We start from the raw sequence: 13003 nt of genomic DNA, 5'->3' as shown, positions 1-13003 counted from the left end.
TTTAAAGTTTTACGTATCGCCCGGATTGCATGTTTTCTTTACCCCCGTGTGTCATTACGATACGGACGTCCATTTTTCAGCCTCCTGCTCGGGGTATACAAGCCAGAATCGGGCCAGAATCAGGCCACAATCATAAGTCCCGCGGCAGCTAGTACAGGGTAGCGAAGGCATGGCTAAGAAACCAACGACGACGAAGTCTCTCGACAGCGACGTGGCCGCGGAACTGGAAAAGGCGCTCGACCTTGACCTGAACGGCGACGACGGCGGCCTCGACATGGCGGCGTCGATGGAGGACCTCGAAGCGCAGATCTCGGCGGCAGCCGACGAACTGGCGCGCGAAGGTCGCAGCCAGAGGACGGAGCCGGCAAACACCCCTCAGCCTGCCGCCCCTCAGCTCGCCAAGGCGCCCGCGGCCAAGCCGGCTGAATTGCGCCCTGTCGAGCCGCGTAGCACCCAGCCGGCAGGTTTCACGCCACCCGCCGGATTCACGCCCGCCAATGACGACCGTCAGAAGGATTACAAGACGCTGCTGCACAGCCTCAACCGCCGTGCGTCGAGCACCGTTTACTGGGTGATCGCCTTCATCTCGCTGGCCTGGATCGCCGGCGCCGGCGGCCTGGCCAATCTCCTGTTCGGTTCGGGCATCTGGAAGATCCGGACCTTCGACCAATTCTTCGCCCGCCCCGAGCTGATCGGCCTGGCGGTTGCCGCAATCGTCCCGGTCATCCTGTTCTGGGCGTTCGCCGCCATGATCCGGCGCGCGCAGGAAATGCGCATCGCCGCGCAATCTATGACCGAGGTCGCCTTCCGCCTGGCGGAGCCCGAAAACCTCGCCCAGGACCGCGTCATGATGATCGGCCAGGCCGTTCGCCGCGAAGTGGCGGCGATGGGCGAAGGCATCGAACGGACACTCGCCCGCGCGGTCGAGCTCGAAACGCTCGTGCATGGCGAGGTCAGCCAGATCGAACGTTCCTATTCCGAAAACGAGGCCCGCATCCGCTCGCTGGTCGACGGTCTCGGCAGCGAGCGCGAGGCGGTCGTCACCCATGCCGAGCGCGTTCGCGCCTCCATTGCCAGCGCGCACGAGACGCTGCGCGACGAGATCGGCGCGGCCAGCGACATCATCCGCGACTCCATTCTCAACGCGTCGACCAAGCTGTCGATGACGATCAACAATTCCGGCGACACGCTGATCGATCGCATCAATGAAAGCTCGACGTCGATTTTCGATTCCGTCGAATCGCGCCTGGACAACATCACCGACCGGCTTTCGACCTCCGGCGAAGCCTTCGCCAGCCTGCTCGACACCCGCATCGCCAAGCTGACCGACACCACGGACGGCCTCACCCGCTCGCTGACCGACCTGCTCGACGACCGCACGAACGGCATGGTCTCGCTGCTCGGCGGCGCTGCCCGCACGCTGAACTCCGAATTCGAGGCGAGCCTCACTGGCATCGAACGCACGCTTGCCGAACGCGGCCAGGCGCTGATCAGCGAATTCCAGACCCGCGCCGAGGCGCTCGACACCGGCACGCAGAAGCTCAACGCCGCCCTCGAAGCCCGCGCGCGTCAGATCAACGAGACGATGGTGGAGCGCGCGAAGGAAATCGCGCACGCCTTCGCGGAGAGCAAGGACACGCTGTCGGCGATGATTGATCAAGGCAAGACCCAGATCGGCGCCGACATGGCCGACATCATCTCGTCGACCTCCTCGATGCTCGAAGCCCGCGCCACCGACTTCGCCGGGCGCATGGAAGCGGCCCGGCACGTGGTGTCGCGCTCCTTCGATTCCGACATCCAGCGGCTTGCCAATGCCCGTGTCGGCATCGAGGAAGCCGTCGAGAACCACAGCCGCGCGCTTTCCGAGAGCCGCGAGCGCATGGCCACCGCCATGCAGGCGGACCTGGCGAAATTCGCCGAAGGCCGCGTGGCGATCGATGCCGCCGTCACCAACCAGGTGCAGAAGCTGGCGGAGGGCCGCGGCCTGATCTCGCGCGCGCTGGAAGAAGACCTGCGCAAGGTGAACGAGTCGCGCGCCGCCATCGATGCGTCGATGGGCAGCCATCTGGAGCAGCTCGAGGAAGGCCGCAATCGCCTGTCTCAGGCCTTGAACGAAGACTCCGGCCGACTCGTCCAAGCCCGCACGATGATTGATGAAATGGTCGCCGGCCACGTGGGCAAGCTGGCCGAGGGCCGCAACATTCTGGCGCGCGCCCTGGAAGCCGATCTCGGCAAGCTCGCCGACAGCCGCACAGCGGTCGATGGCCTCGTCGCCGGTCAGGTGGAGAAGATCGCCGAAGGCCGCGCCGTGCTCGCCAAGGCGCTCGAAACCGACATCATCGGCATCAGGAACCTGATCGAGACCCACTCGACCAAGCTCGCCGAGGACCGCGGCGAACTCAGCCGCGCGCTTGAAAGCGATCTGAGCGGCATCCGCGGCCTGATCGACAGCCATGCCGGCAAGCTCGCCGACGACCGCAGCCTGCTGTCGCAGACGCTGGAGGCCGATCTTAACAAGCTGGCCGAAAGCCGCGCCTCGATCGACGGCCTTGTGGCCGGCCAGGTCGAGAAGCTCGCTGAAGGCCGCGATATTCTCAGGCGCGCCCTGGAAGCCGATCTCAACACCGTCAAGGGTGCCATTGCGGGACATTCGGACAAGGTGCTGGAGGATCGCGCCCAGTTGTCGAAAGCGCTCGACGCAGATCTGCAGGCTGTCAGCGGCGCCATCGCCGATCATCAGAACAAGCTGGCGCAGGACCGCTCGGCTCTGTCGAGAGCCCTTGAGGATGACCTTCAAAATGTCAGCGGCGCCATCGCCGATCATCAGAACCGGCTCGTTCAGGACCGCTCGGTGCTGTCGAGGTCGCTCGAAGACGACCTCGCAAAGCTCGCCGAGAGCCGTTCCAGCATCGACGGGCTGGTCGCCGGCCAGGTCGAAAAGCTGGCCGAGGGCCGCGACATCCTCAAGCGCGCGCTGGAAGCCGATTTGAACACCATCCAGGGCGCGATCGTCGATCATTCGCAGAAGATCACCGGCCACCGCGCCGACCTTTCGCGTGCGCTCGATGCCGATATGGCCAATGCCAGCGGCCTCATGCAGACCCATGCCGACCAGCTGTCGCAGAACCGCGCGACGCTGTCCAAGGCGCTCGAAGACGACCTCGCCAAGCTCGCCGAAAGCCGTTCCAGCATCGACGGGCTGGTCGCCGGCCAGGTCGAGAAGCTCGCCGAGGGCCGCGACATCCTCAAGCGCGCGCTGGAAGCCGACCTTGCCAAGCTGGCCGAAAGCCGCGCCTCGATCGACGGGCTTGTTGCCGGCCAGGTCGAAAAGCTTTCGGAAGGCCGTGACATCCTCACGCGTGCTCTTGAAGCGGACCTCGCCAAGCTGGCCGACAGCCGCGCCGGCATCGACGGCCTTGTCGCCGGCCAGGTCGAGAAGCTCGCCGAAGGCCGCGACGTGCTGACGCGCGCCCTTGAGGCCGACCTTGCCAAGCTCGCCGAAAGCCGTTCCGGCATCGACGGCCTGGTCGCCGGCCAGGTCGAAAAGCTCGCCGAGGGCCGCGATATCCTCAGGCGCGCCCTCGAAGCGGACCTGCAGAAGCTGACGGAAAGCCGCTCCGAGATCGACGACGTCGTCGCCGGCCATGTCGGCAAGCTGTCCGAGGGCCGCAACATGCTGGCCCGCGCCCTGGAGGACGATCTCGTCAAGCTCGCCGATGCGCGAAAGGACGTCGATCGCTCGGTTTCCGGGCATATCGACCAGATCGCAGCGCGAAGCAGCGACATTTCGGCGGCGATCGCCGCCGACGTCGAGAAGATCGAGCAGGCGTTCAGCCGGCAGACCGGCGTCATCGAGGAGCGCGCCGGCACTATGGAACGCGCGCTGTCGAGCGGTGTCGACAATGTCCGCGGCGTGCTGGAAAAGACCGCTGTCTTCGTGGCGGGCGCGCTGCGCGACAAGGTTATGGAGGTCACCAGCACCCTGCACGAGCAGGCAGGCGCTGCCTTCAGCGACGCCGATCGCAAGATCGCCGAACGCGCCGAGCAGACATCCGCGGCGCTGCTTGCCAGGGCCGAGGACATCGCCCAGGCCTTCGAGGCGGCGGACCGCCGGCTGCACGAGCGTGCCCAGGACACGTCCAACATGCTGATGGCGCGCGCCGACGATGCGTCGAACTCGCTGATGGCCCGCGCCGAGGAAACCGCCGACAAGCTGGCCACGCGAGCCGGCGAGATCGCCAGCACCTTCGACGCGGCCGACCAGAAGCTGGTCGCCCGCGCCGTCGAGACCGCCCAGTCGCTTGCCTCGCGTGCCGGTGACATCCTGCGCAACTTCGAGGGCGCGGACGAGCGGCTCTCGATGCGCATCGGCGAGTCGGCCGAAGCGCTGGCCGCCCGCGCCTCCGATCTCGGCCGCATCTTCGACGGCGCAGACCAGAAGCTCATGGCGCGCATTGCCGAGGGCTCGGAAGCGCTTTCGGCTCGCGCAGGCGAAATCGGCCGCATCTTCGACGACGCCGACAACCGCCTGGTGTCGCGCATCGCTTCGACCAGCTCGACCATCGGCGAGCATGCCGACACGATCGTCGGCGCCTTCGCCGCAACCGAGCAGCGCGTCGCCGACCGCGCCCGCCAGACCGGCCAGGAGCTCGCCGTGCATGCTCGCGAGATCGAGCAGGCGCTGTCCGGCGCCGACGAGCGGCTCGCCGCGAGTGCCGCCGCCGCCGCCGCCCGCGTCGAGGACCAGGTCGCGAGCGTGGAAAACCGCCTCGCCTACACGGCCGAGACGATGGGCCAAAAGCTCAACGAGCAGGTCTCCAGCGCCGAGGCCCAGCTCATCTCGCGTGCCAATGTCATCGCCGAGACCTTCACGGCGGTCGGCCAGCATATCGGCCAGAGCACCAACGAGGCGGCCAAGACCATCGGCGCGAACACGCGCGAGCTCAACACCATGCTGGCCTCGCGTTCGGCCGAAATGGCGAAGATCCTCGACGAGACGGCGAGGCCCTTGGTCGAGCGCTTCGCCCAGGGCGGTTCGGAGCTGCAGCGCAGCATGGAAGAGGTCACCGAGCGGGCGACCGAGAAGCTGCGCAGCGAAAATGCGGCCCTCGTCAACGCGCTGGCCGGCCGCACCGCCGAGACGCTATCGGCCGTCGAAGGCGCGCGCTCCTCGCTTGCCGACAGCGTGGCCGATCTCATCGGCCGCATGACGACTTCGAGCGCGCAGCTCGGCCAGCTCATCGAGCAGGCCGCCGTCAACCTCGGCCAGGTCGAAGAGCGGTTATCCGGCAGCACGCAGAGCTTCGCCTCGACCACGGAGAAGGCTGCCCAGACCTTCGCCAGCTCGGCGCGCCTCGTCGATTCCAACACGACGCGGCTCACCGACCTGTCCTCGGCGACGCTGCGCGAGGTGGCCTCGATCGCGACCAAGTTCGACGAGCACAGCCGGCTGCTCTCCAGCGCCTCGAATTTGCTCAGCTCCGCGCAGAGCAATCTCGAGCACACGCTGGAGCGCCAGTCCTCGCTGGAAGACCTCGCCGTCGGCCTGGTCAAGAAGTCGGAAGACCTCGAAAAGGTGATGCGTTCCTTCGAGAACCTCGTCGGCCAGACGATGCAGACCGCGGAAGGCCGCACGATGGAATCGGCGGAAAAGATCCGCACGGCAATCGCCGAGGTCGTCGATTCGGCGACGCGTCGCTTTGCCGACGCGACCGAGGAAATGCGCCGCACCGCGGGCTCGATCAAGAGCGAGCTCGACCTGACCCGCGCCGAACTCAAGAAGGGCGTCATCGAGATGCCGGAAGAGGCCAAGGAATCGACCTCGGCCATCCGCCGCGCCGTCTCCGAGCAGATCAATGCGCTCAAGGAACTGTCGGATATCGTTGCGAAATCTGGCCGCAGCGGCTCGAGCGAGCAGGGCGAGCCGCGCGGTCTGCGCCCGGCTCCGCAGGCGCCGGCCCGCGCCGCCGAACCGCCGCTGCGCCGGCCGCCGGCCCAGCAGCCTCAACCGCAGCCGCAGCCGCAACCGGTGCCTCGCGCTCCGCAAGCGCCGCTCGCCGAGACCACGCTGCGCGGCACGCTCGATCTCGAACGTCCAGCCGAGGCGCCGCGCCGCGACCCGAACGGCAAGCCCGCGCAGGGCGGCTGGGTGCGCGACCTGCTGACCAACGCCTCGCGTGAGGAAGAGCTGAGGCCGGCGGCGCCGGTGGAAGCGCCGCGCGCGGCGCCTGCCCAGCGCTCGCCGCTGCATGTCATGGAGTCGCTCAATTCGCTCTCCGTCGACATCGCGCGGGCCATCGACCATGACGCCTCGATCGAGCTGTGGAACCGCTATCGCCGTGGCGAGCGCGACGTCTTCACGCGCCGCCTCTACACGCTGAAGGGCCAGCAGACCTTCGACGAGATCCGCCGCAAGTACCAGGCCGAAGCGGAATTCCGCGCCGCGGTCGACCGTTACTGCGAGGATTTCGAAAAGCTGCTCAAGGATGTCTCGCGCAACGACCGCGACAACATCATGGCGCAGACCTATCTGACGTCAGACACCGGCAAGGTCTACACCATGCTGGCCCATGCCAGCGGCCGCCTGCACTGAGGCGCCAAGCACGTCGGAAAAAGGCGGGCCGAGGCCCGCCTTTTTTCATGTCCATGAATTGATTTGTCGGCTTGGCCTTTGTCGGTCTGGCCGGGTCGCTCAGATCGTTGAATCCGTCCAGCGCACGATGTCCTTGGCCGCCTGGCCGAAGGCGCTGTCCAGCGCGCCGACATAGGCGGCGTTGCCGCTTCCGGAAACTGGAGCGCTCGCCGTGAAGCTCTTCGAGGCGCGCACCTCGCCGTTGCGGTCGTTCAGGATGCGCACGAACAGATCGACCTCGGCATGCTCGCCGCCATTGACGCGCACCTCGAAGGAGCGCACCTCGACTATGATCTGGTAGTCGATCGCCAGACCCTCGCCCGGCTTGCCGACGCCGGCGAAGCTGCCCGAGCGCTGGAAGGTCTCGGCCAGTCTCGCCTGCACGATGAGAGGCAGCCGGTCCGCCCATTGCGCGCCCTTCAGGAACTGGATCGACTGGTCCGAGGGCCTGATGACGATGTTCTGGCTGTCCAGCGCCTTGAGCGCCGACGGCTGGGCGATCAGGATCTGGCGGCGGCTGTGAGCATGCGCTTCGACCGACGGCGCGGACAATTCAAACGTGTCGAGCGGCGCCGGCTTGCCGCCCAGGACCGCGCAGCCGGCAACCGCAAGCACCAGCAGCACCGCCGCGGATGATCTCAAACTACCCGCTACCACCCTGACCGACTTCACACGTGATCCCCGTTGTCCCCGATCAACCCGCATTCGCGGTTCATTTTCTTGACGGTCGCGGCGGCCGAAGTCAACGCCGCGCCCTTCCGTCGAACTGCCGGACCTCGCCATCGCCGCCAGACAGGATGCGCTGCGGATTGCGGCTGAGATCGGTCACCGCTTCCTCGATGCGGTTGATCGAGCGCCGGCTGTCCTGCACCAGCGCCTCGACGTTGTTGAGGCCCTGGCCGGAGAAGCGCGCCAGATTGTCGGTGATGGTGCCGAGCCGCGCATTGAGCGTATCGGCCACCTGCTTGAAGGATTTCAGCGTCGCCCTGGCATCGGCCATCACGCCGTCGGCTTCGCCGGAGCCGAGGATCTTATCGACCTTGGCCAGGATGCCGTCGACGCGCACCGAGGCGTCGTTGAGCCGCTGCGCCAGCTGGCGGGCGTCCTTGATCGTCTGGTCGATGTCGTCCGAGCGGTTGGCGATCTTGTCGGTGACCTTGGCGATGTCGGAGGCCGCCTTGTCCGCGTTGGCGCTGGCCTTCTGGATGTTGGCCAAGGCGGCTTTGACATCGGCCGGGTCGATGCCGTCGAGCACGCCGTTGACCTTGGCTAGCGTGCCTTGCGTCTGCTTGGCGAAATCGTTGATCGAGCCGACCGCCGCGTTGACGTTGTCGATGACGGTATCGAACTGCTTCGAGGTCTCTTTCAGGTTCGCCGTCACCGTGTCGACATTGGCCACGATGCTCTTGATCTGGTCCTTGTCGACGGAATTGAGCAGGCCTTCGGCGGCCTTCAGCGTGCTATCGAGCCGGCCCGAGACATTCTTCAGCTGATCCGAAAGCGAGCTCACCGCCGACAGGAACTTGTCGATGCCGTCGGAATTCTTGGCGAGCGCGTCGGAGAAGGTCTCGACGTTCTTGACCGTCTGCGTCAGCGGGCCGCGAACATCCTTGGTGAAGCCTTCGAGCTCGCTGAGCACTTTGTCGGCGCGGGTAAAGATGTTCTGCGCGGTCTGCAGAAGATTGGTCACCGCGGACGGATTGGCGACGATCTCGGCGACCTTGCCTTCCTTCTCCGCCTCGTCGAGCAACCTGGTTTCCTTCGGATCCGCGCCCTTGAGCTCGATATTGGCCTGGCCGCTGAGGCCGGTAAGTCCGATGTCGGCCTGCGTCGACTTGGTAATCGGTGTCCAGCGCGCCACTTCGGTATCGGCAATAGCCACCGTCGGGTCGTCGCCGTCGATATAGACGTTCTTCACGTCACCCACCCGGACGCCGTTGAACAGCACCAGGCTGCCACGGCTGAGGCCGGACGCCGAGCCCGGAATGCGCACGCGCAGCATCGCCGTCTCGCCCCTGTCGCCGATCGCTGCCGTCCAATAGACGAAAGCAAAGGCGGCCAGGATCGCACCCAGCGTGAAGATGCCGACAATTACGTAGTTGGCTCTTGTTTCCATCGCCCCACTTATGGCTATGCGCGCGCCGCAAGATCAAGTTGCCGGGCGCGTTTTCCGCGGAAATAGGATTTCACCCACGGCTCGTCGCTCTTCAGCATGTCGTCGATCGTGCCTTCGACCAGCACACGCTTCTTGCCGAGCACCGCCACGTGGTCGCAGGCGGTGAACAGCGTGTCGAGATCGTGCGTGACCATGTAGACGGTGAGATCCATCGTGTCGCGCAGCTTGACGACCAACTCGTCGAATTCGGCCGCGCTGATCGGATCGAGCCCGGAGGTCGGCTCGTCGAGGAAGACGATGTCGGGATCGAGCGCCAGCGCACGGGCCAGCGCCGCGCGCTTGATCATGCCGCCGGAAAGCTCGGAGGGAAATTTCTGCGCGGCATCGGGCGGCAACCCGACCAGCTCGATCTTGAGCATGGCGAGCTCATCCATCAGCGCCTTGGGCAGGTCGAGATATTCGCGCATCGGCACCTGGACGTTCTCCAGCACCGTCAGCGCCGAAAACAGCGCGCCATGCTGGAACAGCACGCCGAGCCGCATATCGATGCGCAGGCGATCGGCGTCGCTCGCCTTGTCGACATCGACGCCAAACAGGCTGATCGTCCCCGACTGCTTCGGCATCAGCCCCAGTATGGTGCGCAGCAGCACCGACTTGCCGGCGCCCGAAGCGCCGACGAAGCCGAGGATTTCTCCACGCTTGATGTCCAGCGAAAGCTTGTCGAGGATCAGCTTGTCGTCGATGGCGACGGTGACGTCGCGCACCGAAAGCACGATTTCGTCGTTTGTGGCTTCCTCGGTTGCCGCGCCGCCGTTCGCCATCTCAGAACCCGATCGCTGCGTAGAACATGGCGAAAAGCCCGTCGAGGATAATGACGACGAAGATCGATTTCACCACCGAGGCGGTGACGTGCAGGCCGAGCGATTCGGCGCTGCCCCCGACCTTCATGCCCTCGACCGACGCGATAATGCCGATGATCAGGGCCATGAACGGCGCCTTGATCAGGCCGGCGAAGATGGTGCTGAGATCGATGGCGACGCGCAGCCTGTCGATGAACGCGGCCGGCGGGATGTCGGAATAGAGCCAGGCGGCGACGATGCCGCCGCCAAGTGCTGCAAAATTGGCGATGATGGTGAGGCATGGCAGCCCGATCACCAGGGCGACGAGCCTCGGAAAGACCAACACGCCGATCGGATTGAGGCCGATCACCTTCAGCGCGTCGACCTCCTCGCGCATTTTCATCGAGCCGATCTCGGCGGTGATGGCGCTCCCCGAACGTCCGGCAAGCATGATCGCCGTCATCAGCACGCCGAGCTCGCGCAGGATCAGCACGCCGACGAGGTCGACGACGAAGATGTTGGCGCCGAAATAGCTGAGCTGGTAGGCGCCCTGCTGGGCGACGATGGCGCCGACAATGGCTGACATCAGCACCACCACCGGGATCGCGCCGACGCCCATGCGATCGATCTGGTTGAAGATCGCGGCCGGGTTGACCGCGTGACCGCGGCCGAGCTTCATCTGCGCGCCGCGGATCGTGGCGCCGAGGATGTTCATCGAGGCGAAGAAATCGTCGCGCATCTCATAGACCCGCCGGCCAACCAGCTCCAGCGCGCGCAGGATGATGTTGGGTGGCCCGGACGGGCCCGATTCGGGCTCGCGGCGGACCGCGTCGCCGACCGCGCCGAGCAGGATCGAGGCGATCTCGCTCTGCCCCTGCAGATGAACCTTGACGCCTTTCTTCTCGAAGGCGCTGGCCAGCCTGTCGATCAGCCAGGCGCCGGCCGTGTCCATCTTTTCGATGTGGGAAAGGTCGAGCATCAGCTGTTTTGCGCCGCTTCTGCGCTCGATCTTGCGCATGTCGGCGTCGACCAGCGCGACGGTGCGCGTCGTCCACACGCCGGAGAAGGCGCAGCCCAGCACGCCGCCTTCCTCGCCCACGGCAACGCGCGGCCGGTGCTCGCCGTTCTCGGCGGCCTCGCCGCTTGCGTCGCGTTTGCGGATGGTCAACATGGCGTCCTGTTTAGCGTGACGGGGCTGGCGTGTCGATTTGCCGGCAGACTGGTGTCGCACAGCCGGAGAAGAAAATTATGGCGCGTGTCATTTCGGTCGAAATGGAGCGATTCCCGATCGCCGGCACCTTCACCATCTCACGCGGCTCGAAGACAGAGGCCGAAGTCATCACCGTAACGATCGCTGAAGACGGACGTTCCGGGCGTGGCGAATGCGTGCCCTACAAGCGCTACGGCGAGACCATGGAGGGGGTGCGCGCCGCCATCGAGGTCATGCGCGGCCCGATCGCGGCTGGCATCGACCGCGCCGCTTTGCTTGCCGCGATGCCCGCTGGCGCCGCGCGCAACGCCGTCGACTGCGCGCTTTGGGACCTGGAAGCCAAGCTGACCGGCACGCCTGTTGCGGCGACGATCGGCGCCGTTGCGGCCAAACCGCTGGAAACCGCCTACACGCTGTCGCTCGCCGAACCGGAGGCCATGGCGGCGCAGGCGCGCGCCAACGCCACGCGGCCTTTGCTCAAGGTCAAGATCGGCGGCGACAACGACATGGCGAGAATCCGCGCGGTAAGAGAAGCCGCTCCAAACAGCCGCCTCATCCTCGATGCCAATGAGGGCTGGTCCGATGACAACATCGAAGCCAATCTCGCCTTTGCCGCCGAGCACGGCATCGCGTTGATCGAGCAACCGCTGCCGGCCGGCAAGGACGCCATCCTAGGGCAGATCCCTCATCCGGTGCCGATCTGCGCCGACGAAAGCGTGCATGAAACGAGCGGCCTCGATTCGCTGGTCGGCCTCTACGACGCCGTCAACATCAAGCTCGATAAGACGGGCGGCCTGACCGAAGCGTTGAAATTGCGCGACCGCGCCCGCGAGCTGGGCTTCGGCATCATGGTGGGCTGCATGGTCGGCACCTCGCTCGCCATGGCGCCGGCCGTGCTGCTGGCCCAGGATGCCGACTTCGTCGACCTCGACGGCCCGCTGCTGCTGGCGCGCGATCGCGAGCCCGGCCTCGTCTACCGGGGATCGCTCGTTTCACCCCCGGACGGGGTGCTGTGGGGCTGAACGTGCGGCCAGCCCGATCAGCGCCATGCCGATGACCGCGATCGGGATCATCGCCCAGAAACCGTCTACGCCAAGACGGTCATAGAGCGGACCGGAAGCAAGCGTCACCGCCGCCATGAAGAAGCCGTTGAAGAAATAGGCAATGCCTTGCGCGGCACCTGTGCGCTCTTCGGAAACCGTCTCGCCGATCATCTTCTGCAGGCCGATCAGCACCATGGCGACGGAGACCGAATGCAGCGACTGCACGAGGAAGAAGCCGGCGACACCTAGGCCGAGCGGCCAGACCAGCGGAAAGGCGATCCAGCGCACGACCGAGCCGATGCCGGCGATCACCATCACCCGGACGACCGGGACGGACGCGAAAATACGGTTGAAAAACAGGAACATGCAGACTTCGGATACCACGCCCCAGGCCCATAGCAGGCCGACGACGGAATCGCCGATGCCGATCGACTTCCAATAGATCGAGACGAACCCGTAGAGGAAGGCGTGGCTGGCGGTGATGATGCCGACGCCGAGGGTAAAGTACAGGAAATAGGCGTTGAAGAGGCTTGGCGCCGACTGCTGGATGTCGGTAGCCGACAGTGGCGAAGCCTTGCGCGGCCGCCCCATGCGCGGCGCCCACAGCCCCGCGGCAAGAGCCGCGCCAAGCGCCACGAAGATGATCACCGGAACGGCCTGCGGGCCGGTAACCGCCAAAATGAAGCCGCCCACGACATTGGCGCAGAGATAGGAGATCGAGCCCCATTTGCGCATCGCCGTGTAGTTCGAGCCAAAGCGGCGCACGCCTGATAAAGCCAGCGAATCGGCCATCGGCGAATGCGGCGTCCAGACGATGGTGAGCAGCAGCGAAACGGCGAGCACGATCGCGTAGGTGGCCGGCAGGAAATAGCCGGCCGAGATGACCATCGAGGCGGCGACCAGCACGATATACACGTTGGCGCGGTCTTTTGCCCGGTCGGCAAACGCCGTCAGCATCGGCGTCGTCACCACGCGCAGGAACATCGGCGCCGCCAGGATGACGGCGATCTGCTCGGCGTGAAAGCCTTTCGCCTGCAGCCAGAGCGGAAAGTAAGGCAGATGCGTGCCCTGCGACACGAACAAGGTCGCGAAGATCAGGCTCAGGCGCAGTTCGAAATGTCTGGGCTTGACGAGCTGTTCGGGAGAGAGCGGCGGCAGCGACAT

At 65.8% G+C, this 13003-nt stretch carries 7 protein-coding genes; 2 read left to right on the top strand and 5 right to left on the bottom strand.

Annotated features, from left to right (window positions below):
• The first annotated feature begins 169 nt into the window (after positions 1-169).
• Positions 170-6592: a kinesin gene (locus tag KVT37_RS15715; protein ID WP_217574554.1), complete on the top strand. Its 6423-nt coding sequence runs from the start codon at positions 170-172 to the stop codon at positions 6590-6592.
• 99 nt (positions 6593-6691) lie between these two features.
• Here KVT37_RS15715 and KVT37_RS15710 read toward each other — a convergent pair whose 3' ends face one another.
• The 4 genes from KVT37_RS15710 to KVT37_RS15695 are packed head-to-tail and all read right to left on the bottom strand — an operon-like array spanning position 6692 to position 10757.
• The gene (locus KVT37_RS15710; protein WP_217574552.1) at positions 6692-7336 is read right to left on the bottom strand and encodes an ABC-type transport auxiliary lipoprotein family protein; all 645 of its coding nucleotides are present in this window, start codon (positions 7334-7336) and stop codon (positions 6692-6694) included.
• A gap of 37 nt (positions 7337-7373) precedes the next feature.
• Entirely contained in the window at positions 7374-8747 is a 1374-nt protein-coding gene (locus tag KVT37_RS15705) for an MlaD family protein (RefSeq protein WP_217574550.1), read from the bottom strand.
• Positions 8748-8761: 14 nt separating this feature from the next.
• Complete coding sequence (locus KVT37_RS15700) at positions 8762-9568, bottom strand: ABC transporter ATP-binding protein (protein WP_217574548.1); 807 nt, start codon at positions 9566-9568, stop codon at positions 8762-8764.
• A gap of 1 nt (position 9569) precedes the next feature.
• A complete protein-coding gene (locus KVT37_RS15695) occupies positions 9570-10757 on the bottom strand; it encodes an ABC transporter permease (protein WP_217574547.1) in 1188 nt (395 codons plus the stop codon).
• 77 nt (positions 10758-10834) lie between these two features.
• Here KVT37_RS15695 and dgcA point away from each other — a divergent pair, with 77 nt between their 5' ends.
• Positions 10835-11818, top strand: coding sequence for an N-acetyl-D-Glu racemase DgcA (dgcA, locus tag KVT37_RS15690; protein ID WP_217574545.1), 984 nt, complete (start codon positions 10835-10837; stop codon positions 11816-11818).
• Here dgcA and KVT37_RS15685 read toward each other — a convergent pair.
• Positions 11789-13003, bottom strand: coding sequence for an MFS transporter (locus tag KVT37_RS15685; RefSeq protein ID WP_217574543.1), 1215 nt, complete (start codon positions 13001-13003; stop codon positions 11789-11791). The genes dgcA and KVT37_RS15685 overlap by 30 nt on opposite strands.

It is taken from the genome of Mesorhizobium sp. GbtcB19 (genome assembly GCF_019091085.1).
Classification (GTDB): domain Bacteria; phylum Pseudomonadota; class Alphaproteobacteria; order Rhizobiales; family Rhizobiaceae; genus Mesorhizobium.
This window is presented reverse-complemented; position numbering and strand designations above follow the sequence as displayed.